The sequence below is a fragment of the Dokdonella fugitiva genome (assembly GCF_004342425.1).
Classification (GTDB): domain Bacteria; phylum Pseudomonadota; class Gammaproteobacteria; order Xanthomonadales; family Rhodanobacteraceae; genus Dokdonella_A; species Dokdonella_A fugitiva.
On the sequence record NZ_SLWQ01000001.1, the window covers coordinates 779,244 to 805,780 of the forward strand.

Genomic DNA, 26,537 nt, shown 5'->3' on the forward strand with positions numbered 1-26,537 from the left:
GCCCTCGTGCAGAGGTGCACGACCGGTGCGCGGCATCCGCCGTCTCGCGACGGACGCGCGCGCGTCATTCGTTCGGGCTCACTCGTCGTCGTCGCCCTGGCCGGCCATGCCGTCGTGGCGACCGGTGTAGGCGTTCGGCGCCGGATAGCTCGGGCCCTGGCGCACGCGTTCCTGCTTCGCGCGCAGGACCTCGCGGAAATGCTGCATCGCGACCTCGGCGCTGACCGCGCCGGTGGCGGCCGCCGCGGCAGGCGGCGTCGCGGATGTCGCCGTCGAGGCCTGCGCCGGTGGCGCGGGAGTCGATGACGCCGGCGCGGGTGCCGCGGGCCTGGGTCGAACCGCGGCCGCCGGTTTCGACGGTGCCGGTGGCGTTGGCGCCGGGCGCGACGTGTTCGCCGCAGCCTGCGGCCGAGCCGGCGGTGCAGGCTTCGACGTCGCGGCGGACGCGGGCGCCGGGCGCGGTGCCGGTTTCCCGGCGACCACCTTCTGCGCGGGTTTCTTCACCGCGGCCTTCTTCACCGCGCCCTTCTTCGCGGCACTCTTCGCCGGCGCGGCTTTCCGCGGCGGCGCCTTCGTCGCTACCTTGCCTGCGGCGGGCTTCTTCGCGACCTTCTTCGCCGCCTTGCGCGCCACCGTCTTCGCGGCCTTCTTCGCCGCCGCACGCGCCGGCCTGCGGACCGCCTTCTTCGCTGCCTTCGTGGCTGCCTTCTTCGCAGGCGCCTTCTTCGCTGCCGTCTTCTTGGTCGCCTTGTCGGCCACCTTCTTCGCGCCGGCCTTCTTGGCCGCCTTCTTCGCCGCGGACTTCTTCGATGCGACTCGCTTCATGTCGGTACCTCGCTGTTCGTGAACCGGGCCGCACTCCGATCCGCGCGGCCGTGCGTGAGTAGCAGAGCCTCGGTCTACCGCGCCCGGACCACGCGCCTCGCGCGGCAGGGCATACTCATCCTAAAGCGAAATGCAACGGGAAACATGAAGATCTGGGTCGATGCCGACGCCTGCCCGCGCGCGGTCAAGGACATCCTCTATCGCGCCGCGGAGCGGACGCGCATCGAGCTCGTGCTGGTGGCGAACCAGGCGATCGCGGTGCCGCGCTCGACGTTGATCAGCCGGCGCACGGTCGAGCGCACGCTCGATGCGGCCGATCGCGCGATCGCCGGCTGGGCCGAGCCGGGCGATCTCGTCGTCACGCACGACATTCCGCTCGCGGCGATCCTCGTCGACAAGGGCATCGCCGCGCTGAACCCGCGCGGCGAGCTCTATACCGCCGAAAACGTGCGCCAGCAGCTGTCGATGCGCGACTTCATGGACGGCCTGCGCGGCGCCGGCGTCGATACCGGCGGCCCGCCTGCCTACGACGCGCGCGATGCGCGCGCGTTCGCGAACCAGCTCGACCGGCTGCTCGCGCGCGTGGCGCGCGCCTGAGCCTCAATCCGCGCCGGCTCCGCCAGCGTCGTCGGCCTGCATGAAGGCGACTTCCGCCGGCAGCGGCCGATGCGCCAGCTCGCGCGACGAATGCGGATCCAGCGCGTACGCATGCGTCGTCGCGAGATGGCCGGGCTGCGCGCGCACGCGCGCGAGCCAGCGGTTGAAGTGCACGAACGGCCGCAGCGCGATGCCGGCTTCCTGCGCGTGCGCGGCGTAGGCGTACAACGCGATGTCGGCGATCGTGTACGCATCACGCGCGACGAACGCTCGCGTTTCGAGTTCGGAATCGAGGATCGCCAGCGCATGCACCGCCGCGTCACGCTTCATCGCGACGAGCGCGGGCGGGCGCCTGGCGAGCTTGCCGGTGAGGCGCCAGTGGCGCAGCGTGCCGACGGTCGACTCGATGCGCTCCTGCTCGAACGACAGCCACTGCAGCACCTTGGCGCGGCCGTACGCGTCGCCCGGGAGGTAGGGCGTACCTTCGGCGAGGAAGGCGAGGATCGCATTCGATTCGGCGAGCGTGCGCCCGTCGGCGAGGCGGAGCGCGGGCACCGTGCCGGTCGGGCTGATGCGCCGGTAGTCGGCCGACTGGCCTTCGCCGTCGAAGATCGCGACGAGTTCGCTGCGGTACGGCAGGTCGAGATGGGCGAGCAGCTGGCGTATCTTCCAGCCGTTCTGCGAAGGCAGGTAGTCGTAGAGGGTGAGCATCGTGTCGCTCCGGGGAAGGCTGGTGCAGCATCCCCGCCACGGCCGCCGCGGACCATCCGCCTCTTGCGGCGAATCCGCCTGCGCATGCGGTGCAAGGGACGGATGGCCGCGCGCTTGCGGTGGCGCGAGCATGCCCCCATCGACGGATGGAGGAACCCATGAGCGACGCATCGAAATGGCAGGCGGTCCTCGAACGCGACGCGGCGATGGACCGGCGCTTCGTCTACGGCGTGCTGACCACCGGCGTGTACTGCCGGCCGTCCTGCGACTCGCGGCGGCCGCGCCGCGACAACGTGCGCTTCTTCGACGATCCGGCCGCGGCCGCCGCGGCCGGCCTGCGGCCATGCAAGCGCTGCCGGCCGCTCGAACGCTGGCAGGACGACCCCGAAATCGCCGTGCTGCTCGCGCTGTGCCGGCGCATCGACGCCGCGCCGGACGACCTGCCCGACGGCGCCGCGCTCGCGCGCGCGGCCGGGCGCGACGTGTTCCAGCTCAACCGCCTGTTCAAGCGCTATCTCACGATCACGCCCGGCGACTACATCGAGAGCGTGCGCATGCGGCGCGTGCGACACGCACTGCGCCATTCCGCGTCGGTCACCGATGCGATCTACGACGCCGGCCTCGGTTCGAGCCGCAGCTTGTACGAACGCGCGCCGGCGTCGCTCGGCATGACGCCGAAGCAGTACCGCAGCGGCGGAGCGGGCCTCGAGATCTCGCATGCGACCGGCACGACGCCGCTCGGCCTCGCCTGCATCGGCGCGACCGACCGCGGCATCTGCTTCCTGCAGTTCGGCGACGATGCCGACGCGCTGCGCGCCGCGCTCGCCGCGGAGTTCCCGCAGGCAAGGCTCGTGCCGATGCGCGACGAAGCGCACGCGGCGTTCGACGCCTGGATGACGGCACTGAACGCGCACCTCGAGGGCCGCGCGCCCGATCTCGACCTGCCGCTCGACCTGCGCGGCACCGCGTTCCAGGTGCGCGTGTGGAACTACCTGCGCCGCATCCCGTATGGCGACGTGGTTTCGTACGCCGAAGCCGCGGCGGCGATCGATGCGCCGCGCGCGACGCGCGCGGTCGCGTCCGCCTGTGCCAGCAACCACGTCGCGGTGCTCGTGCCCTGCCACCGCGTGATCCGCGGCGACGGCGGCCTCGGCGGTTATCGCTGGGGCCTGCCGCGCAAGCGCGCCTTGATCGACGTTGAACGCCGTGCACGCGCCACGGCGCCGGTCACGGGCGATTAACGCGCCGGGTGTGAGCGTGGTGGCCCGTCCCCGGAGGAGCACCCCATGAAGATCGAGGAACAGCGCACGGCGGAGCTGCGCCGCCTCGCCGGCCTCGTCGACGGCATCGGCGTCGCGATGCTTACCACGCACGCGGAGGACGGCTCCATGGTGAGCCGTCCGCTCGAAGTGCTCAAGTTCGACGGCGACGGCGAATTCGTGTTCTTCACCGCGATCGACAGCTACAAGGTCGCCCAGCTCGACGAGCACGCCGACGTCAACCTCGCCTTCGCCGATCCGCGTCGCCATCGCTTCATCTCGGTGCGAGGCAGCGCGCGCGTCGAGCGCGACCGCGCGACGATCGACGAACTGTGGTCGCTGCCGCAGCGCGTGTTCTTCCCGCAGGGCAAGGACGATCCGCATCTCGCCGTGCTGCGCGTGCACGTGCGCGACGCGGCGTACTGGGAACCGAACGGCGGCGTGGTCGCGCGCGCGATCGATTTCGTGCACGGGCTCGTCAGCGAACAGCCGGCCGACCTGGGCCGCCACGGCGTCCTGCACGCGACGGATGCGACACGCACCGGGCGGCACGGCTAGCGCTCGCCCAGCCGTCGCCGCCATCGCGCCACCTGAGACACGCCGGCGCATACTCGCCGCGATGAAACTGCAGCCGCCCTCGGATCCCAACCGCCTCGACGCCCCTGCGCGCATCAAGGGGCGCGGTGCCGCGTCCAATCCCGAAGGTCGCTTCGAGGGCATCGCGAAGACGCGCGAGGACGATGGCTGGCACCGCGATGACGAACCGCCAGCGCGGCCGGACACGGTCGTAACGATCGAGCGCGCGCGCTCGATCATCAGCCGCAACGACTCGCCGGACATCCACTTCGAGCAGTCGATCAATCCCTATCGCGGCTGCGAGCATGGCTGCGTCTATTGCTACGCACGGCCTTCGCACGGCTACCTCAACCTGTCGGCCGGCATCGATTTCGAGACGAAACTGTTCGCCAAGACCAATGCGGCCGAACTGCTGCGCGCCGAACTCGGCAAGCGCGGCTATGCCTGCTCGCCGATCAACCTCGGCGCGAACACCGACCCGTACCAGCCGATCGAGCGGCGCTGGCGCATCACGCGTTCGGTGCTCGAAGTGCTCGCCGAGTGCAACCATCCGTGCACGATCATCACCAAGAACGCGCTGATCGAGCGCGACCTCGACCTGCTCGCGCCGATGGCGAAGGCGCGCCTCGTGCATGCGTTCGTCTCGGTCACCTCGCTCGACAACCGCCTGTCGAGCACGCTCGAGCCGCGCGCGAGCGCGCCGCACCGCCGGCTCGAAGCGGTCGCCGCGCTGAACGCCGCCGGCGTGCCCTGCGGCGTGATGGTCGCGCCGATCATCCCGATGGTGACCGACCGCTGGATCGAGCAGATCGTCGAACGCGCGGCCGCGGCCGGCGCACGCCACGCGGGCTACACGATCCTGCGCCTGCCGTACGAGCTCAAGGACCTGGTCCGCGAATGGCTCGAACTCAACGTGCCCGAGCGCGCCGGGCACGTGATGAGCCTGATCCGGCAGATGCGCGGCGGCAAGGACAATGATGCGCGCTTCGGTTCGCGCATGCGCGGCGAGGGCGAATTCGCGAACCTCGTGCGCCAGCGCTTCCGCCTCGCCTGCCGCCGCCACGGCATCAACGCGCAGCGCGACCTCGGCCTCGACACCTCGCGCTTCACGCCGCCCCGTGCGCCGTCGCCGCAGGGCGAGCTGTTCTGAAATGCACGTCGCGCGCGGAGCTATGATGCGCGGCCGCCGAGGGTCGCCCATGTCCGCACCAGACACCGTTCCCGCCACGCGCATTGCCGTCGCCCCCCGCCTGTTCGGCGGCGACGCCTCGGCCGGGGGCGGCTGGACGCGGCAACAGCTGTTCTTCGAACGGACACTGCTCGAGCGTCTCGCCGACGCGGGCGCGCTCGTCGTCGGCACCGGCCTCGCCACGGATGGCGCGCGCGCGGCCGTCACGGCCCGCGCCTACGCGCACTGGTGCGACGGGCTCCTCCTGCAGGGCGGCACGAACCTCGCGCGCTCGCCCGACGACCTCACGCCGCTCGACCGCGCGCGTGACGGCTTCGAGTTCGCGCTGCTCGACGCGTTCCGCACGCTCGGCAAGCCGGTGCTCGGCATCTGTCGCGGCGCGCAGCTCGTCAACGTCGCCTGCGGCGGATCACTGCGCGATCTCGATCCGGTCGAGGCACGACGGCACAGCGACCCGTCCGCCTACGCGGCGCACCAGCACGCCGTGTCGTTCAGCGACGGCGGCCTGCTGGCGCGGCTCCACGCCGCCGCCGGGGGCCTCGTCTGTTCGGCGCACCGGCAGGCGGTCGCACGCGTCGGCGACGGTCTCGTCGTGGAGGCCACCTGCGTCGAAGACGGCGTCGTCGAGGCCGTGCGTGCGCGCGAAGAGCCGCTCCTGCTCGGCGTGCAATGGCATCCGGAGTTCGACCATCGCGCCGACGGCCGCATCGACGGGGCGCTCCTGCTTCGACATTTCGTCGACGCCGCCCGGCGCGACGAGGGCGCCCGCTGACGCGTCGGGTCCAGGCATGCGCGCGGGCGCGGGCGCGCCGGAAAAATCCAGAAAGCCCTTTTTCGGCTCCTGCTAGACTCGCTGCCGCACGACCCCTGACCCCCGCGAATGCACGCAAGCGCCGAAATCCCGCTTCGGAACGATGTCACCGGTTCGTGCGGCAAGCGCGCGATGCTCGAATGGCTGCGGCCCCGGCTCCGCAGCAGCCGCGTGCCCGAGGGGATCGGCGTCGCACACATGGCGTGGCGTGCCGCGCGTGGCGAAAGCCTGCGAGCGATCGCGCAGCGGTTCGGCAACGCACTCCTCGCGGTGCGCAGCGATGCCGCCGGCGAGGACGCGACGGCCGGCGCCGATGCGGGACGTTACCGCAGCGTCCTCGGCGTCGTGGCCGACGACGCCGACGCTGTCGCGCGCGCCATCGATGCCGTATTCGCGAGCTACGCGGAGGCGGGCCGGCACGACGAGGCCTTCGTGCAACGGCAGGTGACGGCGCTGCAGCACGCCTGCGTCGCGTTCACGCACGCGTTGCCGGACGCGGCGCCGTACTACGTCGTGAGTCTGGCCGGCGGCCGGCGCACCGACGCGGTCACCCGCGGCGACGCCGACGTCGACACCTGGTACGTCGCACGCGATCGCGCCGCGACCGTCGAGCTGCCTGATGCGGTACGCACCTGCCTCGACGCGGTCTGCGAGGTCGAGCGCATCGCTGCGCTGCAGGCGTGCGAAATCGAGCTCGTCATCGATGCATGGGGCGTCGCGTGGCTGCTGCAGGCGCGTGCGCTGCCCTGCGCGCAGCACGCCGGCCATGCGGCCATCGCCGCGCGCCGCACCGTCGAGGCCGCGCTGGCGCGCGAAGCGGTGCCACCGCTGCTCGGCATGATGCCGGACTGGAACCCTGCCGAATTGCTCGGCGAACACCCGCGGCCGCTCGCGCGCACGCTGTTCGATCGCCTCGTCACCCGCCGCGCGTGGGCGATCGGCCGCGCCGCGCTCGGCCACGCCGCCGGCGCCCGGCCGCTGTTGCGCTTCCATGCGGGTCGGCCTTACGTCGACGTGCGCACGAGCTTCCGTTCGCTGCTGCCCGTGGCGCTCGATGCCGATCTCGGCGCACGCCTGGTCGAGTCGGCGTGCGCGCGACTGCGCGCGCACCCGCACCTGCACGACAAGGTCGAGTTCGACGTGGTGCCTGCCGCGCTGCGCTTCGGCTTCGAGGCATGGTTCGCTACACGCCATGCCGGCTTCGACGCGGCCGACGTCGCGGCGGTCGCGGCCGCGCTGCGCGAGCCCTTGCGCCGTGCGCTCGACCACGCGCGGACGATGCGGTTGCGTAGCGGTTTCGAACGCGACCTCGGGCTGCGCGAGCCGGCGCACGAACCGGCGCTGCTCGCGCACTGGTTGGCGCGGGTGGAGCTGCGCACGGCGGCGCGCTTCGCCGAGGCCGCGCGGCAGGCGTTCGTGCTCGAGGCGCTCATGCGCTCGGCGGTCGAACAGCAGCTGCTCGATGGCGGAATCCTGCAACGCCTGCGCGCCGCGGCGACCGCGGACCGGGTCGGTGACGGCGACGACGACCACGTGCGCGCCGGCACCTTCGAAATTTCCGCGCCCGCACGGCGCGAGTGGACGGGTGGCCCGCGACGGCCCGCGCGTGCGATGCCGGCGCCGATGCCGACGGCGCGCGACGCACCCCGCCTCGACGCCGCATTGGCGGGACTCGGCATCACGATTGCGCCTGCGGCGCTGTTCGCGCACTACGCCGCGGTGCTGCGCACGCGCGAGCTCGGCAAGTTCGCGCTCGCGCGCGCGGTGTCGCTCGGCCTCGACGCACTCGGCGCACGCGCGCACGCCTGCGGCGTCGCGCGCGACGACGCCGGCTGGCTCGAGCTCGACGCACTGCTCGACCCTTCGGCCGAGCCGCGCGTGCTGCACGGCGCTATCGAGGCCGCGCGGCGGCGGCACGCCGTGGAGGCGGCCGTGGCGATGCCCCTGCTCATCGACGGCCATTGCCTCGGCGTCGTGCACCATGCGGCCGGCCAGCCCAACTACGTCGGCCATGGCCGCGTCCACGGGCACATCGCGCGCGTCGATGCGACGACGCTGCCTCAGCACGTGCCGCCGGGCTCGATCATCGCGATCGCGAGTGCCGATCCGGGCTACGACTGGATCTTCATGCGCGAGCCGGCCGCGCTGCTCACCGCGTTCGGCGGACCCAACTCGCACATGGCGATCCGTTGCGCCGCCGCCGGCGTGCCGGCCCTGCTCGGCGTCGGGCCGGAGGCATTCCGCCGCATGGCCGACGCTGCCACACTCGCGATCGATTTCGAGGCGCGCACATGGACGAAGGCGTGAACGCGGACACGAGGGAATGGGATTACGACGCGCTCGCGGCGCACTATCGGCTGCGCGCACCGTACGACGCGGCCGCGCTCGACGCGTTGTTCGCGCGCCTCGCGCCGGACGCACGCGCCGACTGCGTCGACGTCGGCGCCGGCAGCGGCCGCCTCACCGCCGAACTCGTCGCACGCGGGCTGCGCGTGACCGCGATCGAACCGAGCGCGTCGATGCGCGCGATCGGCGCACGCGACGTGCCGGGCGCACGATGGATCGAAGCGGACGCGCAGCACTGCGCGCTGGAAGACGCCTGCTGTTCCGTGCTCACGTTCGGTTCGTCGTTCAACGTGATGCCGGCGCAGGTCGCGCTCGACCTCGCCGCGCGCCTGCTGCGCCCGCGCGGCGCGCTCGTCGTGCTGTGGAACCACCGCGACCTCGACGATCCGCTGCAGCAGCGGCTGCAGGAGGCGATCGAGGAACACGTCCCGGGCTACGCGCATGGCAGCCGCCGCGACGATCCGACCGCGACGATCGGTGCCGATGGACGCTTCGAGGCGGCCGCGCACATCCGCGGCCGCTTCTCGCACCGCGTCCGCGCCGTCGATTTCGTCGAAGGCTTCCGTGCGCACGCGACGCTCGTGCGCCAGGCCGGCGAAGCGATGCCGCGCGTGCTCGACGCGATGCACCGCGCGCTGGCCGGGCACGAGGTCGTCGATGTGCCGTTCACGACGCGCATCTGGTTCGCGCGGCGGCGTGCCGGCCCGTGACCTCCGCGATCGTGCTCGCCGCGGGCCGCGGCTCGCGCCTCGGCCGACACGCGCGCCACCTGCCGAAGGCGCTCGTGCGCGCCGGCGGCCGCACCTTGCTCGACTGGCAATTGCAGGCGCTGCGCGCGTGCGGGATCGAGCGGATCGTGGTCGTCGGTGGCTATCGCGGCGAGCAGCTCGCCCGCACCGGCGTGGAACTCGTGCTGGCCGCGCGCTGGAACGAGACGGGGCCGATCGCGTCGCTCCTCGCCGCACGACCTGCACGCTTCGACGAGGGCTTCGTGCTCGCCTATGCGGACTGCCCGCATCATCCGGCGAACATCGCCGCCCTGCTCGCCGCGCATGCGGAGGTCGCCGTCGCGGGCGATCGCGCGTGGCAGGCCTTGTGGCGCGCACGCCATGGCGATCCGCTCGTCGATGCGGAGAGCTACGTCGCCGATGGCGGCCGGTTGCGCGCGATCGGTGCAACTCCGCATTCGCTCGACGAGGTGCAGGCGCAGTTCGCCGGACTCGTCCGTTTCAGCGCCGCGGGCTGGGCCCGCGCGGAGCCGCTCGCGCACGCGGCCCACGATGCGACGGCGTTGCTCGCGGCGATGCTGCGCGAAGGCATCGCGGTCGCCGACGTGCCACTCGCGGGACGCTGGTGCGAAATCGACGGCGCGCAGGACCTGCGCCTGTGCCGCCGCCACCTTCACGCGAACGATGCGTGGAGCCACGACTGGCGCGAGCCCGTAGCGCAGGGCATGGGCGCGTCGTGGGCGTGATCTGGATCACCGGCCTGCCCGGAGCCGGCAAGAGCAGTGCGGCGGCGGCGACCGTCGCGCTGCTGCGGCACGCGGGCGAGGCCGCGCTGCTGCTCGACGGCGACCGCCTGCGCGCCGCACTCGCGCCGCTCGGCGGCGGTTACGACGAAGCCTCACGGCGCCGTCTCGCCTCGGTGTACGCCAACCTCGCCGGGGAGGCGTGCGTGCAAGGCCTCACCGCGGTGGTCGCGACGGTATCGCTGTTCGCCGACGTGCACGCGAACAACCGCCAACGGTTCGCTCGGTACCTCGAGGTGCTGCTCGTCTGCGACGAAGCCGAACGCGCGCGCCGGCGACCGCGCGCCTCGGCCGGGCCCGAAGTCGGCCATGAGCTCGCGTTCGACTGGCCGCTCGCGGCAGACCTGCGTTTGGACAGCGGCGCCGTGCCGGCGGCGCAGATCGCCACGCGTATCGTCGCGCAGTGGCGGGCCGGCCGCGATGCGTGACCTGACCGGTTTCCACGCGGTACCTGACCGGCCCGGCTACGATCGCTACACGATCGAAGTGGCGTCGCCGGAACTTCCTTGCGGTGCCGCGTGGCTGGCGAACTGCCTGCTCGAACTCGGCGTGCCGGCATGGAAGCATTGGGGCTGCGACGACGGCGCGCACTGGGCGGCGTGCGCCGACGGAGCGCATCGCTACGTCGGCGGCGACAACGGCTGGAGCCGCGTGCTGCCCGCGCTGCGCGATGGCCGCACGTTCCGCTTCCGCGCCGACGCCTGCGCGCGCGTGCACCACGTCTGGCCCGACGTCTATCTGCCGGCGGCGCGCCGCGCGCTGTTCGTGCGCGACCCATGCGATGCGCTCTACTCGGATTGGCGGCGACGCCTCGCACTGGGCGAGCAGCCCGGGGCGTTCCCCGCCTATTGTCGATCCCGCTACTACCACTATCCGGTATCGCGGCTCGACTACCTGCGGCTTTTCCTGCGCACGTGGCGGCGCGAAGCGGAGCGCGCCGAGGTGCACGTCGTGCGTTTCGAGGACTACCGCGCCGATGCGCGCGCGACCCTCGGCGCCATCCTGGTCCGGCTTGGCATCGACGCGACGCCGGCGCAGCTCGCCCACGCGGTCGAGGAGTCGTCGGTGGAACGCGTCAAGGCGGAGGACGAACGCCTGCACCGCCTCGGCGTCGTCGACTCCACGCTGGTGCGCGGCGAACCGCCTGGCGAGTCCGCGCGCGCGCTCGATGCGGCGACGCTCGCCTGGTTGCGTGACGAATTCGCCGACGTGCGCGCCTGGCTCGGCTACGCGGACGCGACGCCCCGACCGCACGCGGAGGCCGCGTGCGACGACGCCCTGCACGACGACGTCATCGCCGCGCTGCACGCGGCCGGAATTCCGCTCGCGCGTTCGAGCTGGCTCGCGCTCGCTCTGCGCGACGCACTCGCGGGCGTCGCCCGCGCGGCGTGAAGGAAGCCGTTCGCGCCTGCACGAATGCGTCCTTCGACTCCGGCCTGCTCACCCCCGGCCCTCCGCCCCCAGCCCTGAACTCGCGGACTACCCACACCCGCCATCGAACCCGTTCGCGAACACCCCGTCCGCGCCGCGGTAGAAGACGCTGTTGCTGATCTCGGACGTGGCCGTGCCTCCCGCGGTGTAGCCATGGGCCGTCGCGGTGATCCACGCATTGCCGAACGGTGGCGGCGGCACGTCCGCCGCGAAGTCGATCGAGCCGTTCGCGTCGGCCTGGGCGACCCACAACCCCAGCGGCAGGCGGGCGTCGCCGCCACAGCGCGTGCTCGCGTAGATCGAGATGTAGCGATAGGTGTCGGGCGCGGTGGAGATGTGCCCACTGAGCCGCATCGATGCACCCGAAGCCACCGCGCCCGACAGTTCCGGCTTGTGCAGGAGGCCGTTCGGGCCGCTGTTCTCGTCACCCGCGTTCGGCGTCGGCCCGGGTGCGCCCAGGTCGATCGCAAGGCCGCCGTTGTCCCAGATCGCATTGCCGGCGACCTGGTCGTAGGTGCCCGCGTCCGGGTCGATCCAGACGCCGGCGCCCGCGTTCGCGGTGATTGTGTTCCCGCCGACCTCGCCGCCGGGCGAGATCGCGCCGATCCAGGCGCCACGCGCGCCGTGGGTCACGCGCACGCCCGCGCCCGCGTTGCCGAAGCCGGCCACGACCGCGGAGCCGATCGCATTCGACTGCACGCGCGCGTAGTCGCTGCGGTCGATGGTGACGCCGTCGCCGCCGTTGGCGACGATCCAGTTGCGGGCCACGGTCGCCTGCAGCGTGTCGAGCAGCTGGATGCCGCCGAAGGCGTTCGCGAACACGGTACTGCCGACGCCGCTCGGATCGGCACCGATGTTGTTGTTCATCACCGTCACCTGGCTGCTCGCGGTCGGGATGGCGGCGACGCCGGATATGCGTATCGCCGGCCCCGTCGAGCTGCCGCCGACGAGGTTGACGTCGGCTGCGGCCGGTCCGCCGATGACGTTGCCGACACCTGCGGTCATGTCCAGCGCGACGCCGTTGCCGACCGTGCCGAGCAGGCCGCCGACGAACGCATTGCCGTGGATCCAATGGCCGTTGCCCGCGTTCAACGCGATCGCGGTACGGAAGTTCATGATCCGCAGTCCGCGCACCTCCACGTGCACGCCCGGGCCGGCGCCAGGGGCGATCGAAAACGCCGTCTCCGGCAGCGGCGAGCCGCTGCCGACCAGGATCGCACAGAGTTCCGCGTCGAAGGGAATCGCGCCGTCGGCGAGCGGCGCTTGCGTGTTCGGGTGTGAAGCGGGGTCCCAGTAGCCGTCGACGAGCAGCGGCACCTGGATCGGCGGCAGCGGCGAGGCAATCGGCAGCAGTTGCGGGCAGCTGGAAAAATGGAAGCGGATGCGCGACGGCTTGCCGGAGGCGTTCGCCGCGAGAATCGCGTGGCGCAGGCCGAACAGGTTGCCCGGATCGTCGCTGATCGAGGTCACGAGCCAGGTGCTCGCGCCGAGGTCGTCGTTCGACGTTTCGTAAGCGCCGCGGTCGGGCGCGCTCCCCTGTACGCGCTGCGCGCCGGCCGCGTCGACGTCGCCGATGACCAAAGGCACCGGCATGCCGGAGTTGATCGCCGGCGACGGCGTGCCGAGGCGGTATTTCGGCTCGCTCGTGGTCAGGTTCGGGTTGCTGGTGAGGTTGTTGGCGGAGGCGGCCGACAACCAGTCGCAACCACTGCAGTTGAGCCAGGTGTTGTTCATCGCCAGTGGCGGGGGCGACGACGGGACGTTGGCGAGGACGAGGTCGAGGGTGCCGTTGTTCCAGAGGATGTTGTTGTAGAGCGCGGCGGGCGTCAGCGCATAGGCGGAGAACACGAGCCCGGGTCCCGCATTCGCGGTGATCGTGTTGTTCACGACCATGACCGGATTTTCCGGGTACAGGGCGCCGATCTTCACCGCCGCCGCGGCGTTCGCATTGTCGTGCACGATGCTGTCGCGCAGGACCAGGCCGCCGGTCGCGTTGAGCTGCAGGATGCTGTCGTTGATGCCTGCGACCGCGTTGGCGCCGACGTCGAGGTTCGACGCGGTCAGGAGGTCGTCATAGGCGTTCACCCCCAGGGTGATCGCATGCGTGCCGGCCGGTGGCTTGAGGCGCGTGAACGACAGGCCGCGCACGCCGAGCGCGCCGCCGTAGTTGCGGATGCGCACGAAGCTTCCGGCCGCGGCCTGGCCGTCGAGGACCGTGTCCGCGGGGCGCGGCACCGGGTTTGCCGCGCACGAGGCATAGCCGCCTTCGAGCTGCAACGCATGCGCGTCGGTGACGTCGACGTCGAGCGCGGTGATGGCATAGGTGCCGGTGAGCAGATGGATGGCGTCGTCGGCGCCATTGCCCTTTGCCTGCTGCAGTGCGGCAGCCAGTTCGGCCGTCGAGCCGACGCAGTAGGTGTCGGCCGCGGCGGGCGCAGCGACGGCGATGCCGGCCAGCAGCAGTGACCAGATGGGATGACGCGACATGCGAAGTCTCCGGGGGTCCGTTCCCGGTCCTTACGCAAACGGGATCGCCCGGCTGACAACCACCGTCGCCGGCACGCCACCGCGCTCGCCGATGGCGCCGCGGCACGCGGCCCGGCGCGCTGCAGGTTCAGCGCAGGAAGATCAGGTACAGCAACGCCCCGAGCACGCCGAACTTGACGACGTAGTAGACGTGCTTGTTCCACTCGCGCAGGCGCTTGGCCGGCTGGCGCAGCTTGTAGAACCAGCCGAACGCGCGGTTGAGGCCGCCGGTGCGGTCGGCGTCGGTGTTCGGCGAACTCGCCGCGGCGACGAAATGGCGCGCGACGAAGCGGTTGAGCGCGGCCGCCCAGCGCCAGCGCATCGGCCGTTCGACATCGCAGAACAGGATGATGCGGTTGGCCCCGGTGCCGTTCTCGGCGCGATGGATGTAGGTCTCGTCGAACATCACCGCTTCGCCGTCGCGCCAGCTGTAGCGTTCACCGTCGACTTCGATGTAGCAGCGGTCGTCGCCCGGCGTGACGAGACCGAGGTGGTAGCGCAGCGAGCCGGCATAGGGATCACGGTGCTTGCGCAGTTCGCCGCCGGGTGGCAGCTCGGCGAACATCGCCGCCTTCACGCTCGGAATCGAGCGCAGCAGTTCGGTCGTGCGCGGGCACAGTTCGCGCGCGGACGGGTGCGCGTCGTCGTACCACTTGAGGTAGAAGCGCTTCCAGCCGCGGCGGAAGAACGAATTGAAGCCGACGTCGTTGTGCCGGTCGGACGCCTTGATCTGCTGCGCCTCGCGCAACGCGAGCGCTTCGGCGCGGATTTCCTGCCAGCGCTCGCGCAGCGGCGCGAGTTCGGGGAAACGCTCGACGCCGACGTAGCGCCCGTTCGGCACGCCCGAGCACGCGTACAGCAGCACGTTGAGCGGCGCCATGAAGGTCGAGTGGTCGGTGATCTGGCGCGTCAGGCGCAGGCGCACGCGGCCGCGGAAATGCACGTACGCCGCGCACGCGAGGAACACCACGAGGACGATCCACTTGATCACGCTTGCCGCTCTCCCGCGGGCGAACGGCGCCCGCAACTTCGTAGGATAGCGTTGGGGGCGCTGCGGTGCAGCAGGGGCGGGGATTCGGGATTCGGGATTGGCTGCGCTCGGCGCTCACGGATTGCGGCAAGCTGACCGGGCCGTCGCATCGCGCCGCAGGTCAGGCGGAAATCGCCAACCGCTCACTCCGGTACACCCACGCCGTGACCAGGCAGGCGAGCAGCGCCGCGAGCGCGGTCGCGGCGAAGCAGAGGCCGAACTGGTACGGCGCGATCGGATCGCCGCGCAGCAGGCGCATGATCGTGACCTGCTGGCCCATCAACGGCACCGCATACATCCAGTCCTGCGTCTTGAGCGGGTACAGCGACAGCAGCAGGGTCGGGATCGCCGGCACGAACATGAGCAGCGACAGGTAGGTCTGCGCCTCGCGGAAACTCTTCGCGAACGCGGCCGCGAGCGTCTGCAGGCTCGCCAGCAGGACCACCAGCGGCAGCATCACGAGCAGGGTGAGCGCGGCGAAGTGCAGGCCGAGCTCGAGGCTCATGCCGAGCTTGTGCGTCGGCAGGAAGCGTCCGGCGATCGAGAACGCGGTGATGCCGAGCAGCAGCGTCGTCAGTGCGAACGCGCTCGTCGCGCCGAGCTTGCCGGCGAGCAGGCCGCCGCGCGACACCGGGTTCGCCAGCAAGGGTTCGAGCGATTGCCGTTCGCGCTCGCCCGCGGTGGTGTCGATCGCCAGCGCCATCCCACCGATGAACACGCCGAGGATGAAGAAGTACGGCAGCATGCCGAACAGCGTGCCGCTGCGCGCCTGCGCCGTCGACTGGTCGCGCTCGGCGACGACGAGCGGGCGCGTCAGCGCCGGCGCGATGCCGCGCGCGACCAGGCGCATCGCGCCGTTCTGGGCGGCATACGCGTCGAGCAGGCCGCGCAGGCGCGCGACCGGGCCCTGTGCATCGCGCTGCGACTGGTCATAGACGAGCTCGACCTGGGCCGGGTCGCCGGCGTTCCAGGCGGCGGCGTAGCCGGCCGGGATGCGCAACACGAGATCGACTTCCTGCTCGCGCACGGCACGCTCGGGATCGGCCGGCGCGTCCCTGATCTCGACGCCCGCGCGCCGCAGCGCGGCGATCAGGTTGGGCGCGTTCGCGGCGCCCGCGACCGGCACCGGCAGCGCCTTGTCCGCCTTGTCGAACTCGCGCGTGACCGCCGCATTGATGATCAGCACGAACATCAGCGGCGCCATCAGCGGGCCGGTCAGCAGCGTATTGATGACGGTGCGGCGATCGCGCAGGTTCTCGCGCACCTCCTTCCAGAACACGGTCAGCGCGGCCTTCATGCGGCGAGTCCTTCTTCCGAACCGATGATCTTCACGAACGCGTCCTCGAGCGTCGCCGCGCCGGTCTGCGCGCGCAATGCGTCGGGCGCGGCATTGGCGACGACGCGGCCGCGCGCGACGACGACGACGCGGTCGCAGAGCGCGCCGACCTCCTGCATGATGTGGCTGGAGAACAGCACGCAGCGGCCTTCCTGCTTGAGCCGCAGCATGAACGCGCGCATCGCGCGCGTCGCCATCACGTCGAGGCCGTTGGTCGGCTCGTCGAGGATCACGTTGCGCGGGTCATGCACGAGCGCGCGCGCGATCGCGGTCTTGACGCGCTGGCCCTGCGAGAAGCCCTCGGCACGCCGGTCGATGATGTCGGCCATGTCGAGCGCGCGGACCAGCGCGTCGATGCAACTCGTGCGCGTCGCCGGGTCGAGCCCGTGCAGGCGCGCGAAGTAGTCGATGTTCTCGCGCGCGCTCATGCGCTTGTACAGCCCGCGCGCATCCGGAAGCACGCCCAACCGCCGGCGCACGCCGGCAGGGTCGACGGCGGCATCGATGCCGTCGACGAGCACGTTGCCCCGGTCCGGTCGCATCAGCGTGTAGAGCATGCGCAGCGTGGTCGTCTTGCCGGCGCCGTTCGGGCCGAGCAGGCCGGTGATCTCGCCGTCGCGCGCGACGAACGAGACGCCGTCGACCGCGCGCACCTCGCCGAACGCCTTGTGGAGGTCGCGGACTTCGATCATGGCGCGGCTCCGTTGTAGTCGATGAAGGCGGGGGTCGCGCTGAAGTCTGCGATGCAGCCCGCGTCGAGCGCGGCCGCGTCGAGCGTGTCGACGAAGCGCGCGACGAGCTTCGGGAAGCAGCCGCGCCCCATGACGCTGTGGCCGAGCCCCTTCGCGACCAGCACGCGCGATCGCGGCAACGTCGACGCGATGCGTTCGGCGTAACGCGGTGGCGTGACCGGGTCGAATTCGCCGCCGATGACGAGCACCGGCAGGTCGCCGCGCAGTGGCTGCGTGAAGTCGGCCGGACGGTTGCCGTGCGGCCAGATCGCGCACTGCGCGCGCAGCGTTTCGACGAACTCGCTGCCGAGCAGCGTGCCTGCATCGGCCGGGTTCGGCACCGCGCGGTCGGCGTCCTCGCTGCACACGACCGACAGTTGCATCGCGCTTTCGGACAGCTCCTCCATCTGGCGTTCGAGCATGCGCATCTGCGCGGCCAGCGAGGCGTAGTCGCCATCGAGGGCGCGGGCGATGGCGAGCGGCAGCAGCGCGCTCGTTTCCGGGAGGTAGGCATACATGCGCGCGAGCGCGGCCAGCGACCGCTCGCCGAGGCGCCGCGTGCCCGGCGCATTCGAGTACGGATCGCGGAAGGCGACGTCGACCGGCTGCGCGCGCAGGCGCTCGCGCAGGCGCTGCAGGTTCGCCCATGGGTCGCCGACCGCCTTGGCGCAGGCGGCATCCGCGGCGCAGGCGGCGAACTGCGCCTGCAGCGCGGCATCGAGGTTGATCGCGAATTCGCTGCCGAGCGCCTGGTCATTAGGCACGGCGCTGTCGAGCACGAGGCTGCGGATCGCCTCCGGGTGGTGCAGCGCGTACTGCTGGGCCACGCGCGTGCCGTAGGAAACGCCGACGAGGTCGAAGCGCGGCGAGCCGAGCGCGGCACGCACGGCTTCGAGGTCGGCGACCGCGTCGGTGGTGGTGTAGAACCGGGGGTCGGCGTGCTGCGCGACCCCGGCGAGGCAGGCGCGCGTCGTCGCCTGCACGCGCCCGGGGTCGAACGGCAGCTCGTCGCTGCCCTCGTCGGCGGCGCGCGCGCAGGTCAGCGCATTCGAGCCGCCGGTACCGCGCTGGTCGAGCAGCAGCACGTTGCGGCGCTCGAGCAGCGGCGCGAAGCTCGCGCGCACGCCCGGCCACGCCGACGTCGCCGCCTGGCCTGGCCCCCCGGCGAGCAGCACGACGAGGTCGCGCGCGGCGAGCGGCGCGGTCGATCGCGCCAGCGCGAGCTTCAGCGCGATCCGGCGCCCCTGCGGGTGCGCGCGGTCTTCCGGCACCTGCATCGGGGCGCAGAACGCCGAGGTGGTCGCGGCGCTGTGGGACTGGCCGAGCTCGCAGGCTTCGAACGCGAGCGAACCGAGCATGAAGCCGCGTTCACCGGCCTTCTGCACGATGTCGGCGCCCGGCTCCTCCGGCCGTGCGTGGCTGCGCTGCCACAGCGCCTTGCCGGCGAGCGCGGCCAAGCCGAGGGCGACGACCGCCATGCGGGTCAGGTTGCGTTTGTCCATCTCAGTCCTCCGGATCGAAGATCGCTTCGATCGGCTTGCGGAACAGCCGCGCGATGCGGAACGCGAGTGGCAGGCTCGGGTCGTACTTGCCCGTCTCGATCGCATTGACGGTCTGGCGCGACACGGCGAGCTGCTCCGCCAGCTGGCCCTGCGACCAGCCTTTCGCCTCGCGCAACGTGCGTACCTCGTTGTTCATCGGTAGCGCCGGTGCGCCCACAGCTGCGCGACCAGGTAAATGCCGATCAGCGCCGGCGCGGCGAAGATCATGCGCACGTGGACGATGCCGGCGCCGTCGAGCAGGCCGAGCGCGAGCAGCAGCGGCACGCCGAACGCGAGCGCCGAAGTCGCCGCCTCGAGCTCGATGCGCTGGCGCAGCTCGTCGGTCGCGCGGATGCGGCGGAATTCCAGCGCGACGAAGCCGAGCACGGGCGGCACCGGCGCGAGCGCCGCGGCGGCGCGCGCCCCCGCTGTGGTGAAGTCCGGGCCGAACACGAAGGCGAGCGCGATGCCGCCGAGGTACAGCACCATCAGCAACGCGGTTAGACGCCAGTAGCGCGGCGTGGTGCCGGCACAGAAGTAGTCGCGGAACATGGGCCGGGCCTGTCAAGTACGCTTGACACAAGCGTGCTCCCTCGCCGCGCGTCGTGTCAAGCGTCCTTGACACGCGGCGCCGCGCTGGTTGCCGCACTCGCGCAAATTTCGCGCGCGATCGCGCGAATGCGACGCCTCGCGCCTACGTGGATCCACGGATTGTCACGCTCTGCCGAAATGTGACGTGGTTCTCAGTTGGCACACCCCTTGCTTATACCCCTGCGCCTGCGCTTGTCGACGACCCCTGAACGGGTCGATTTCGCTCGATGCGGGTTTTCCGTCCGCGACTGGACATTCTTTCTGAAGGGGTACACGGTCATGCTCTCCAACAAGGTTCGCATCCTCACGCTCGCGCTCGCGACCTGTTTCGCCGGTTCCGCGTTCGCCGCGACCGACAGCACCACGTTCAACGTCAAGCTCACGATCACCAGCACCTGCGACATCCACACCACCGCGGCGACCGACGTCAATTTCGGCACCGTCTCCTCGACCGCGGTCAACGTCGACGCCGACGGCGCGCTCAACATCAACTGCACGCCGCAGACCGCCTACACGATCGCGCTCGACAACGGCCAGAACGGCGCCGACGTCAACACGCGCAAGATGAAGAACGGCTCCAACCTCGTGCCGTACCAGCTCTATCGCGCGACGACGCGCACCGCGGCGGACGTCTGGGGCAGCACGACGGGTGCCGGCGGCAACGTCTATTCCGGCAGCGGCACGGGCGCGACGCAGAACGTGCCGGTCTACGGCCGCGTGCCGAGCGCGAACTTCCCGGCGCTGAGCTATACCGACGTCGTCACCGCGACGGTCACGTACTGAGGCGATGCCGATGCGCGGGCGAATGAACCACGGCACGGCGCTGCTCGCGTCCTCGCTGCTTTCGCTCGCGCTCGCCGGCGCGGCCGGGGCCACGGGCCTGCAGGTCGCACCGACGACGCTCAACCTCGGGCCGGCGCAGAACGCCGACGGCCTCTGGCTCACCAATACGAGCGCCGAAGCGCTGCACGCGCAGGCTCGCGTGTACGAATGGACGCAAAGCGGCGGCGAGGACCACCTCGAGCCGTCGCGCGCGCTCGCGATCAGCCCGCCGATGCTGCAGCTCGCCCCGGGCGCGCGCCAGCTCGTGCGCGTGATCCGCGTCGGCGCGCCGCCGGCGCGCGCGGAGGCGGCGTACCGCATCATCGTCGATGAACTGCCGGTCGACGAACCCGCGGCGGACGCGAAAGCGCCGCCGCCGGCGAGCGCAGCCACCCAGCTCAAGTTCGTGCTGCGCTACTCGATCCCGGTGTTCGTCACGGCCGAGGGCCAGTCCGGCCCCGACCTGCATGGGACGCTGGTCGAGCGCGACGGCGAAACCGCGCTCGAACTGCGCAACGACGGTGGCACGCATGCGCAGCTCGGCAACCTCGCCCTCGAGTCGCGGGGCCGGCGCAGCGAACTCGTGCCCGGCCTGGTCGGCTACGTGCTGCCCGGCAGCACGATGCGCTGGCCGGTGAAGATCCCGGCCGGCACGCAGGACGCGCAGTTGCAATCCCGGATCAACGGCGATGCAGTCGAACGCGTTGTGGCGGCGATCGGCGCGCGCCCGTAGGGTGCTGGCGCGCTGCCTCGCCGCGGTCGCCCTCGCCCTGGCTTCCGCGCACGGCCACGCACAGGCGACGGACGGCGGCCTCATCGCCGACGACGAGGCGTGGGTGCGCGGCACGAGCCTCTACCTCGACGTCACCCTCAACCGCGTCGCGACCGGCCACATCGCGCATTTCGACCAGCGTGACGGGGCACTGTGGGTGCGCGCGTCCACCCTGCGCGCGCTCGGCTTCGTGATCGAACCCGGTGCCAGCGATCCGATGCCGCTGGCCGCGCTCGGCGACGTGGTCGTCGACTTCGACGCGGAGCGCCAACACCTTTCGCTCACCGCGCCACTCGCGCGGCTCGCGCTCGCGACGCAGACGCTCAATGCGGGATCGGCCGAGACGCCGCGCGCGACGAGTTCGCCCGGCGCGGTGCTCGGCTACGACCTGTACGCGACCGCGGGCGAGGGCACGCGCTCGCTCGCCGCGACCGCCGACCTGCGCGCGTTCGCCGACCGCGCCGGCGTGTTCGAGACGACCGCGATCATGCGCGGCGCGCGCGCCGACGGCGGCGGTTGGCGTGGCGACTCGGCGCGCCTGGATTCGAACTGGCAGCTCGCCTTCCCCGATTCGATGCTGCGCCTGCGCGTCGGCGACACCGTCACGGACGCGCTCGACTGGACGCGCGCCACGCGCCTCGGCGGCGTCTCGATCGGCACCGACTTCGGCCTGCAGCCGTACCGCGTGACGACGCCGCTGCCGGCCTTCTTCGGCTCGGCGACGCTGCCGTCCGCGGTCGACCTCTACGTCGACGGCGTGCGCCAGTACAGCGGCCAGGTCGCGCCCGGGCCGTTCCAGCTCAACACGATGCCGGTCGTCAACGGTGCCGGCAGCGCGCAGCTCGTTGTCACCGATGCACTCGGCCGCGCGAGCACGATCGACCTCTCGCTCTACGCGAGCCGGCAACTGCTCGCGCGCGGCCTGGCCGACTGGTCGGTCGACCTCGGCTGGGTGCGGCGCAACTACGGCATCACCTCGTTCGACTACGGCCGCGACCTGCTCGGCATCGGCAGCCTGCGCTATGGCGTCAGCGACCGCTTCACGCTCGAAGCGCACGCCGAGCACGCGCCCGGCCTCGCGCTCGGCGGCGTCGGCGGCGTCTGGCTGCTCGGCAGCCGCGGCGGCGTGCTCAGCGCCTCGCTCGCGCGCAGCCAGGCGCACGGCGACGGCGCCGGCCAGGTCTCGGTCGGTTACAACTGGGCCGACCGCCGCTTCGCGTTTTCCGTCGACAGCACGCGTGCGCAGAAGGGTTTCCGCGATGCCGCCTCGGCGTACGGCACGGCGCCGCCGCGCGCGACCGATCGCGCGACGTTCAGCGTAGCGACGGAGCACGCGGGCTCGCTCGGCCTCAACTACCTGCGCCAGGCCTACGAGGGCGAGCCCACCGCACGCTACGCCGGACTGTTCTGGTCCGACACGTTCGGCGGCACACTCTCGCTCAACATCGGTTTCAACCAGAACCTCGAGCACACGAGCGACCGCAGCGTGTTCGCCAACGTGACCTGGAGCCTCCCCAGCCGCCGCAGCGTGAGTGCCAGCGCGCAGCACCGGCGCGACAGCGACAACCTCGCCGTGCAGGCGAGCCAACCCGTTCCCGGCGACGGCGGTTTCGGCTGGCGCGTGCTCGCCCAGGGCGGCGACGGCGGCAACCATGGCGGCGCCGCGGAGGCGAGCTGGCTCGGCAACCGCGGCGCGGCGAGCATCGGCGTCAGCGCGCTCGGCGACAGCCACTACGGCTACGGCGACGCGAGCGGGGCATTCGCGTTCATCGGCGGCCATGCGTTCGCCTCGCGCGCGATCGACGACGCGTTCGCGGTGGTCTCGACCGACGGCATCGCCGGCGTGCCCGTGCAACTCGAGAACCGCACGATCGGCCACACCGACGAGGATGGCCTGCTGCTCGTCGCCAGGCTCAACGCCTACCAGCACAACCGCCTCTCGATCGACCCGATGCAGCTGCCGGCGAACATGCAGGTCGAGCGCGTCAGCGCCGATGCGACGCCGGGCGACCGCGCCGGCACCTTCGTGCGCTTCGGCATGAAGCAGTCGCGCGCGGCGCAGGTCGCGCTCGTCGACGCGAAGGGCACGCCGCTCGCGATCGGCAGCCGCGTGCGCATCGAAGGCCGCGACGGTGACGCCGCGCTGGTCGGCTTCGACGGCGTCGTCTACCTGGAAGGGCTCGAACGGAGCCAGCGCGCACGCGTGGACGGCCCGGCCGGCGCCTGCAGCGTGCGCATCGACGTGCCCGACTCGAAGGACGTGATCGCGCAGCTCGGCCCGCTGCGCTGCGTCGAGGAGAAACCAAGATGACCCGCATCCGCGCACGCATGGCCGTGCTGCTGTCGTGCCTCTCCGCCGCGCACGGCGCGTCGGCGGCGACGAGCTGCAGCGTCACCTCGATGACCGACCTCGCGTTCGGCAACGTCGACCCGACCGGCACCCTGGTCGACACCACGGCGACGCTCAACTACCGCTGCACGTTCACCGGGATCCTCAGCGGCTCGTCGGTGACGCTGTGCTTCAACATCGGTCCGGGCTCGGGCGGCACCGGCTACACGCCGCGCACGATGAAGGCCGGCAGCGAGTCGATGAACTTCCAGATCTACAGCGATGCGGCGCGCAACGTCGTCTGGGGCTCGTCCACCGCGCCCGGCCTGCCCGCGGTGACCACGCACATGCAGTTGAGCACGGTCCTCGGCACGACCACCCAGAACGGCAGCCTCACGCTTTATGGGCGCGTGCCGGCCGGGCAGACCAGCCTCGCCGCCGGCGCGTACTCGAGCCTGTTCACCGGCAACGGCGCGCAGATGACCTACAACGCGAGCGAGGGATTCCTCGGGCCACCGGCGTACCCGGCGACGTGTACCGGCGACGGCAGCGACAACTTCGATTTCCAGGCGAGGGCGAGCGTCGCCTCGCTTTGCCGGATCGGCACGGCCAGCGACATGAACTTCGGTTCGGCGCCGAGCAACTTCGGCGCGAACATCGACCAGCAATCGACGATCACGATGACCTGCACGCGCAACACCGCGTGGCAGGTGGGCCTCGACAACGGCCAGAACGCGCTCGGCACGACCCGCCGCATGGCCGGCGGCGCCGGCCGCGTCGCCTACGAGCTCTACCGCAACAGCGCGCGCACCCAGCGCTGGGGCACGACCCTCAATACCGACACGCTGACCGGTAGCGGAACCGGCCTCGCGCAGGCGCTCACCGTGTACGGGCGCGTCGCCCCGCAGGCACCGATGCCGGCCGGCGCCTACAGCGACAAGATCACGGTTACCGTGACCTACTGACGGTCAGCGCGAGGAGACGTATTTCTCGCGGCGGATGTGCGGTACCGGCAGGCCCGCTTCCTTGAGCATCGCGAACGCCTCGTCGACCATGTTCGGGTTGCCGCACAGGTAGGCGATATCGGTCGCCGCGTTCGGGCCGAGCTCGCCGAGCGCGACCTGCGCGCGGCCGTGGCGGTCGTGCGGGCGCGGCACCGCGCGCGGCGTGCGGCTCAGGCACGGATGGAACGTGAAGCCGGGCACTTCGCGCGCGAAGGCCTCGAACTCCTCGCCGTAGAGCAGCTCGCCCTCGTTGCGCGCGCCGTAGACGAGCGCGAACGTGCAACCGCGCGACTGCGTGAGCGTGCGGATCTGCGGCAACATCGCGCGATACGGCGTGACGCCGGTGCCGGTGGCGACGAGCAGGTAGCGCGCGTTGGTGTCGCCGTCCATGAGGCAGAAGCGCCCGTACGGACCGCTCGCCTCGATCGTGCCGCCCTCGTCGAGCGTCGACAGCAGTTCGGTCGCGGCACCGCCCTCGACATACGACACGGCGATTTCGATGCGCTGCACCGGTCCCTTGCCGTCGCCGACCGTCGCGACCGAATAGCTGCGCTTGGTCGGCTTGCCGTCGGCGTAGTGGAAGTGGATCTGCAGGAACTGGCCCGGCACGAAAGCGAACGGCGCCCCGTCCTCGCGCTCGAACGCGAGGTGGCGGACGGTGGGGGCGAGCATGTGGCTCGCGGCGAGGCGGAGCTTGAAATGTTCCATCGAGACCGAACGTAGGACGCGCAAAACGGCCCGCTATACTACCAGCAGCCGCCGAGCGACCCCGTCCCGGCCCCTCCCCAAGGCTCCATGACCACGATCCCCGCGCTCGACGTCGTCGAGCTCAAGAAGACCTACTCGAACGGCGTCGAGGCGCTCAAGGGCGTCTCCCTGTGCGTCCAGCCCGGCGATTTCTTCGCCCTGCTCGGCCCCAACGGCGCCGGCAAGTCGACCCTGATCGGCATCCTGTCCTCGCTCGTCAACCCGAGCGGCGGCGACGCGCGCATCTTCGGCGTGTCGATCCGCGAGCAGCGCAGCGCCGCGATGCGCCTGATCGGCCTGGTGCCGCAGGAGCTCAACTTCAACATGTTCGAGAAGCCGTTCGACATCTGCGTGAACCAGGCCGGCTTCTACGGCATTCCGCGCGCCGAGGCGGCGGGGCGGGCGGAGAAGTACCTCAAGCAGCTGCAGCTCTGGGACAAGGCGTTCCAGCCCGCGCGCACGATGTCCGGCGGCATGAAGCGCCGCCTGATGATCGCGCGCGCGATGATGAGCGAGCCGAGGCTCCTCATCCTCGACGAGCCGACCGCCGGCGTCGACATCGAAATCCGCCGCTCGATGTGGAAGTTCATCAGCGCGATCAACGCGGCCGGCACCACCGTCATCCTCACCACTCACTACCTCGAGGAAGCCGAGCAGCTCTGCCGCAACATCGCGATCATCGACAAGGGCCGCATCATCGAGAACACGACGATGAAGGCGCTCCTGTCCAAGCTCGACGTCGAAACCTTCGTGCTCGATCTCGAGCAACCCGCGACGGCGCTGCCCGACGTGCCCGGCGTCGCCTTCACGCGCATCGACGAGGTGACGCTGGAGGCGGAAATGTCGCGCGAGCACGACCTCAACTCGATGTTCGCCGCTCTCAGCGAACGCGGCATCGCCGTGCGCTCGATGCGCAACAAGGCGAACCGCCTGGAAGAACTGTTCGTGCGCCTCGTCGAGGGCGGTGCCGCCGACGCGGCGAAGGCGGTCGCATGAGCGCCAACGCCAACCTCGTCGCCTTCGGCACGATCACCCGCCGCGAGGTCGTGCGCATCCTGCGCATCTGGATGCAGACACTGCTGCCTTCGGCGATCACGATGACGCTCTATTTCGTCATCTTCGGGCGCATGGTCGGCAGCCGCATCGGCGAGGTCGCCGACGGCGTGCAGTACATCGACTACATCGTGCCCGGCCTCATCATGATGGCGGTGATCACCAACAGCTACGGCAACATCTCCTCGTCGTTCTTCGGTTCCAAGTTCGGCCGCTACGTCGAGGAAATGCTCGCTTCGCCGATGCCGAGCTGGGTCGTGCTCGCCGGCTACGTCACCGGCGCGGTGCTGCGCGGGCTGATGGTCGCGCTGATCGTGCTCGCGATCTCGCTGTTCTTCACGCGCATCCACCTCTACCACCCGTGGATCACGCTCTCGACCGTGCTGCTCACCGCGGTCGTGTTCTCGCTCGCCGGCTTCGTCAACGCGGTCTACGCGAAGAAGTTCGACGACATCGCGCTGGTGCCGACCTTCGTGCTCACCCCGCTGACCTACCTCGGCGGCGTGTTCTATTCGGTCAACCAGCTCGGCACGCCATGGCGCGAGATCAGCCATGCGAACCCGATCCTCTACATGGTCAATGCGTTCCGCTACGGGCTGCTCGGCATCAGCGACATCCCGATGTGGACCGCCTACGCGGTCATGCTCGCGTTCGCGGTCGTGCTCGCGGCCATCGCGCTGACGCTGCTGCGGCGCGGTGTCGGGTTGCGGAGCTGAGGGGTCGCCGGCGGCACGCGCTGCGCGCGTACCGCCCTGCAGAGCATCGAGACATCCGCCGCC

The 26,537-nt window shown here is 71.3% G+C and carries 27 protein-coding genes; 17 read left to right on the forward strand and 10 right to left on the reverse strand.

Translation table 11 applies throughout. From position 1 onward, the window contains the following. Positions 1-78: 78 nt before the first annotated feature. The gene (locus tag EV148_RS19055; RefSeq protein ID WP_259393250.1) at positions 79-207 is read right to left on the reverse strand and encodes a hypothetical protein; all 129 of its coding nucleotides are present in this window, start codon (positions 205-207) and stop codon (positions 79-81) included. Positions 208-232: 25 nt separating this feature from the next. Between EV148_RS19055 and EV148_RS03265 the strand changes: the two genes are divergently transcribed. Continuing rightward, the gene (locus EV148_RS03265; RefSeq protein ID WP_199222703.1) at positions 233-847 is read left to right on the forward strand and encodes a hypothetical protein; all 615 of its coding nucleotides are present in this window, start codon (positions 233-235) and stop codon (positions 845-847) included. A gap of 122 nt (positions 848-969) precedes the next feature. Next, positions 970-1,422 carry a YaiI/YqxD family protein gene (locus tag EV148_RS03270; RefSeq protein WP_131993360.1) on the forward strand — a complete coding sequence of 151 codons (453 nt, stop codon included), beginning with the start codon at positions 970-972 and terminating at the stop codon, positions 1,420-1,422. 3 nt (positions 1,423-1,425) lie between these two features. Here EV148_RS03270 and EV148_RS03275 read toward each other — a convergent pair whose 3' ends face one another. After that, positions 1,426-2,133, reverse strand: a complete 708-nt coding sequence (locus tag EV148_RS03275) for a glutathione S-transferase family protein (RefSeq protein ID WP_131993363.1) — start codon at positions 2,131-2,133, stop codon at positions 1,426-1,428. A gap of 158 nt (positions 2,134-2,291) precedes the next feature. On the opposite strand from EV148_RS03275, the gene ada reads away from it, so the two are divergent. The 9 genes from ada (at position 2,292) to EV148_RS03320 (ending at position 11,237) form a co-directional block, all read left to right on the forward strand. After that, on the forward strand, positions 2,292-3,374 hold the full coding sequence (gene ada / locus EV148_RS03280) for a bifunctional DNA-binding transcriptional regulator/O6-methylguanine-DNA methyltransferase Ada (protein WP_199222704.1): 1,083 nt from the start codon (positions 2,292-2,294) through the stop codon (positions 3,372-3,374). A gap of 45 nt (positions 3,375-3,419) precedes the next feature. After that, a complete protein-coding gene (locus EV148_RS03285; protein ID WP_131993369.1) occupies positions 3,420-3,950 on the forward strand; it encodes a pyridoxamine 5'-phosphate oxidase family protein in 531 nt (176 codons plus the stop codon). 61 nt (positions 3,951-4,011) lie between these two features. Then, positions 4,012-5,118 carry a PA0069 family radical SAM protein gene (locus tag EV148_RS03290; RefSeq protein ID WP_131993372.1) on the forward strand — a complete coding sequence of 369 codons (1,107 nt, stop codon included), beginning with the start codon at positions 4,012-4,014 and terminating at the stop codon, positions 5,116-5,118. Positions 5,119-5,167: 49 nt separating this feature from the next. Beyond that, entirely contained in the window at positions 5,168-5,929 is a 762-nt protein-coding gene (locus tag EV148_RS03295) for a gamma-glutamyl-gamma-aminobutyrate hydrolase family protein (RefSeq protein WP_158287293.1), read from the forward strand. A 210-nt stretch (positions 5,930-6,139) separates the two neighbouring features. Then, positions 6,140-8,275, forward strand: coding sequence for a PEP-utilizing enzyme (locus EV148_RS03300; protein WP_158287294.1), 2,136 nt, complete (start codon positions 6,140-6,142; stop codon positions 8,273-8,275). After that, positions 8,272-9,024, forward strand: a complete 753-nt coding sequence (locus tag EV148_RS03305) for a class I SAM-dependent methyltransferase (RefSeq protein WP_158287295.1) — start codon at positions 8,272-8,274, stop codon at positions 9,022-9,024. Before EV148_RS03300 ends, EV148_RS03305 begins: the two co-directional genes overlap by 4 nt. Continuing rightward, entirely contained in the window at positions 9,021-9,788 is a 768-nt protein-coding gene (locus EV148_RS18360; RefSeq protein ID WP_158287296.1) for a phosphocholine cytidylyltransferase family protein, read from the forward strand. The genes EV148_RS03305 and EV148_RS18360 overlap by 4 nt, the downstream gene beginning before the upstream one ends. Beyond that, entirely contained in the window at positions 9,785-10,273 is a 489-nt protein-coding gene (locus EV148_RS18365; protein WP_158287297.1) for an adenylyl-sulfate kinase, read from the forward strand. The genes EV148_RS18360 and EV148_RS18365 overlap by 4 nt, the downstream gene beginning before the upstream one ends. Continuing rightward, positions 10,266-11,237 carry a sulfotransferase domain-containing protein gene (locus EV148_RS03320; RefSeq protein ID WP_158287298.1) on the forward strand — a complete coding sequence of 324 codons (972 nt, stop codon included), beginning with the start codon at positions 10,266-10,268 and terminating at the stop codon, positions 11,235-11,237. The genes EV148_RS18365 and EV148_RS03320 overlap by 8 nt, the downstream gene beginning before the upstream one ends. Positions 11,238-11,324: 87 nt before the next feature. Here the strand turns inward: EV148_RS03320 and EV148_RS03325 are convergent, their stop codons facing one another. The 7 genes from EV148_RS03325 to EV148_RS03355 form a co-directional block, all read right to left on the reverse strand. Beyond that, positions 11,325-13,763, reverse strand: coding sequence for a right-handed parallel beta-helix repeat-containing protein (locus EV148_RS03325; RefSeq protein WP_131993390.1), 2,439 nt, complete (start codon positions 13,761-13,763; stop codon positions 11,325-11,327). Between the two features lie 127 nt (positions 13,764-13,890). Then, positions 13,891-14,793 (reverse strand): lipid A hydroxylase LpxO, encoded by a 903-nt coding sequence (gene lpxO / locus EV148_RS03330; RefSeq protein WP_199222705.1) that lies wholly within the window; start codon positions 14,791-14,793, stop codon positions 13,891-13,893. Positions 14,794-14,953: 160 nt separating this feature from the next. Continuing rightward, the gene (locus EV148_RS03335; RefSeq protein WP_131993393.1) at positions 14,954-16,129 is read right to left on the reverse strand and encodes an ABC transporter permease; all 1,176 of its coding nucleotides are present in this window, start codon (positions 16,127-16,129) and stop codon (positions 14,954-14,956) included. After that, positions 16,126-16,860: an ABC transporter ATP-binding protein gene (locus EV148_RS03340; protein ID WP_131993396.1), complete on the reverse strand. Its 735-nt coding sequence runs from the start codon at positions 16,858-16,860 to the stop codon at positions 16,126-16,128. Before EV148_RS03340 ends, EV148_RS03335 begins: the two co-directional genes overlap by 4 nt. After that, positions 16,857-18,401 carry an alpha/beta hydrolase gene (locus EV148_RS03345; protein WP_131993399.1) on the reverse strand — a complete coding sequence of 515 codons (1,545 nt, stop codon included), beginning with the start codon at positions 18,399-18,401 and terminating at the stop codon, positions 16,857-16,859. Before EV148_RS03345 ends, EV148_RS03340 begins: the two co-directional genes overlap by 4 nt. 1 nt (position 18,402) lies before the next feature. Then, a complete protein-coding gene (locus EV148_RS03350) occupies positions 18,403-18,597 on the reverse strand; it encodes a helix-turn-helix transcriptional regulator (protein WP_131993402.1) in 195 nt (64 codons plus the stop codon). After that, positions 18,594-18,992: a hypothetical protein gene (locus EV148_RS03355; RefSeq protein WP_131993405.1), complete on the reverse strand. Its 399-nt coding sequence runs from the start codon at positions 18,990-18,992 to the stop codon at positions 18,594-18,596. The genes EV148_RS03350 and EV148_RS03355 overlap by 4 nt, the downstream gene beginning before the upstream one ends. 318 nt (positions 18,993-19,310) lie before the next feature. On the opposite strand from EV148_RS03355, the gene EV148_RS03360 reads away from it, so the two are divergent. From EV148_RS03360 to EV148_RS03375, 4 genes are read left to right on the forward strand one after another with little or no spacing between them, the layout of a single operon-like run. Further along, positions 19,311-19,814 (forward strand): Csu type fimbrial protein, encoded by a 504-nt coding sequence (locus EV148_RS03360; protein WP_131993408.1) that lies wholly within the window; start codon positions 19,311-19,313, stop codon positions 19,812-19,814. Positions 19,815-19,836: 22 nt separating this feature from the next. After that, positions 19,837-20,586: a fimbrial biogenesis chaperone gene (locus tag EV148_RS03365; RefSeq protein ID WP_131993411.1), complete on the forward strand. Its 750-nt coding sequence runs from the start codon at positions 19,837-19,839 to the stop codon at positions 20,584-20,586. Further along, entirely contained in the window at positions 20,543-22,936 is a 2,394-nt protein-coding gene (locus tag EV148_RS03370; protein ID WP_131993414.1) for a fimbria/pilus outer membrane usher protein, read from the forward strand. The genes EV148_RS03365 and EV148_RS03370 overlap by 44 nt, the downstream gene beginning before the upstream one ends. After that, positions 22,933-23,919 (forward strand): Csu type fimbrial protein, encoded by a 987-nt coding sequence (locus EV148_RS03375; protein WP_131993417.1) that lies wholly within the window; start codon positions 22,933-22,935, stop codon positions 23,917-23,919. The genes EV148_RS03370 and EV148_RS03375 overlap by 4 nt, the downstream gene beginning before the upstream one ends. 3 nt (positions 23,920-23,922) lie before the next feature. Here EV148_RS03375 and EV148_RS03380 read toward each other — a convergent pair whose 3' ends face one another. Further along, on the reverse strand, positions 23,923-24,666 hold the full coding sequence (locus tag EV148_RS03380) for an FAD-binding oxidoreductase (protein ID WP_131993420.1): 744 nt from the start codon (positions 24,664-24,666) through the stop codon (positions 23,923-23,925). An 87-nt stretch (positions 24,667-24,753) separates the two neighbouring features. Here EV148_RS03380 and EV148_RS03385 point away from each other — a divergent pair, with 87 nt between their 5' ends. Further along, on the forward strand, positions 24,754-25,701 hold the full coding sequence (locus EV148_RS03385) for an ABC transporter ATP-binding protein (protein ID WP_131993423.1): 948 nt from the start codon (positions 24,754-24,756) through the stop codon (positions 25,699-25,701). After that, positions 25,698-26,474 (forward strand): ABC transporter permease, encoded by a 777-nt coding sequence (locus EV148_RS03390; RefSeq protein WP_131993426.1) that lies wholly within the window; start codon positions 25,698-25,700, stop codon positions 26,472-26,474. The genes EV148_RS03385 and EV148_RS03390 overlap by 4 nt, the downstream gene beginning before the upstream one ends. The last annotated feature ends 63 nt before the right edge of the window (positions 26,475-26,537 follow it).

Bases quoted from the DNA above. Each gene is read 5' to 3' on its own strand.
- EV148_RS19055 (WP_259393250.1), bottom strand. From the start codon at position 207: ATGCAGCATTTCCGCGAGGTCCTGCGCGCGAAGCAGGAACGCGTGCGC.
- EV148_RS03270 (WP_131993360.1), top strand. From the start codon at position 970: ATGAAGATCTGGGTCGATGCCGACGCCTGCCCGCGCGCGGTCAAGGAC.
- EV148_RS03275 (WP_131993363.1), bottom strand. From the start codon at position 2,133: ATGCTCACCCTCTACGACTACCTGCCTTCGCAGAACGGCTGGAAGATA.
- ada (WP_199222704.1), top strand. From the start codon at position 2,292: ATGAGCGACGCATCGAAATGGCAGGCGGTCCTCGAACGCGACGCGGCG.
- EV148_RS03285 (WP_131993369.1), top strand. From the start codon at position 3,420: ATGAAGATCGAGGAACAGCGCACGGCGGAGCTGCGCCGCCTCGCCGGC.
- EV148_RS03290 (WP_131993372.1), top strand. From the start codon at position 4,012: ATGAAACTGCAGCCGCCCTCGGATCCCAACCGCCTCGACGCCCCTGCG.
- EV148_RS03295 (WP_158287293.1), top strand. From the start codon at position 5,168: ATGTCCGCACCAGACACCGTTCCCGCCACGCGCATTGCCGTCGCCCCC.
- EV148_RS03320 (WP_158287298.1), top strand. From the start codon at position 10,266: ATGCGTGACCTGACCGGTTTCCACGCGGTACCTGACCGGCCCGGCTAC.
- EV148_RS03325 (WP_131993390.1), bottom strand. From the start codon at position 13,763: ATGTCGCGTCATCCCATCTGGTCACTGCTGCTGGCCGGCATCGCCGTC.
- EV148_RS03335 (WP_131993393.1), bottom strand. From the start codon at position 16,129: ATGAAGGCCGCGCTGACCGTGTTCTGGAAGGAGGTGCGCGAGAACCTG.
- EV148_RS03340 (WP_131993396.1), bottom strand. From the start codon at position 16,860: ATGATCGAAGTCCGCGACCTCCACAAGGCGTTCGGCGAGGTGCGCGCG.
- EV148_RS03345 (WP_131993399.1), bottom strand. From the start codon at position 18,401: ATGGACAAACGCAACCTGACCCGCATGGCGGTCGTCGCCCTCGGCTTG.
- EV148_RS03350 (WP_131993402.1), bottom strand. From the start codon at position 18,597: ATGAACAACGAGGTACGCACGTTGCGCGAGGCGAAAGGCTGGTCGCAG.
- EV148_RS03355 (WP_131993405.1), bottom strand. From the start codon at position 18,992: ATGTTCCGCGACTACTTCTGTGCCGGCACCACGCCGCGCTACTGGCGT.
- EV148_RS03360 (WP_131993408.1), top strand. From the start codon at position 19,311: ATGCTCTCCAACAAGGTTCGCATCCTCACGCTCGCGCTCGCGACCTGT.
- EV148_RS03365 (WP_131993411.1), top strand. From the start codon at position 19,837: ATGAACCACGGCACGGCGCTGCTCGCGTCCTCGCTGCTTTCGCTCGCG.
- EV148_RS03370 (WP_131993414.1), top strand. From the start codon at position 20,543: ATGCAGTCGAACGCGTTGTGGCGGCGATCGGCGCGCGCCCGTAGGGTG.
- EV148_RS03375 (WP_131993417.1), top strand. From the start codon at position 22,933: ATGACCCGCATCCGCGCACGCATGGCCGTGCTGCTGTCGTGCCTCTCC.
- EV148_RS03380 (WP_131993420.1), bottom strand. From the start codon at position 24,666: ATGGAACATTTCAAGCTCCGCCTCGCCGCGAGCCACATGCTCGCCCCC.
- EV148_RS03385 (WP_131993423.1), top strand. From the start codon at position 24,754: ATGACCACGATCCCCGCGCTCGACGTCGTCGAGCTCAAGAAGACCTAC.
- EV148_RS03390 (WP_131993426.1), top strand. From the start codon at position 25,698: ATGAGCGCCAACGCCAACCTCGTCGCCTTCGGCACGATCACCCGCCGC.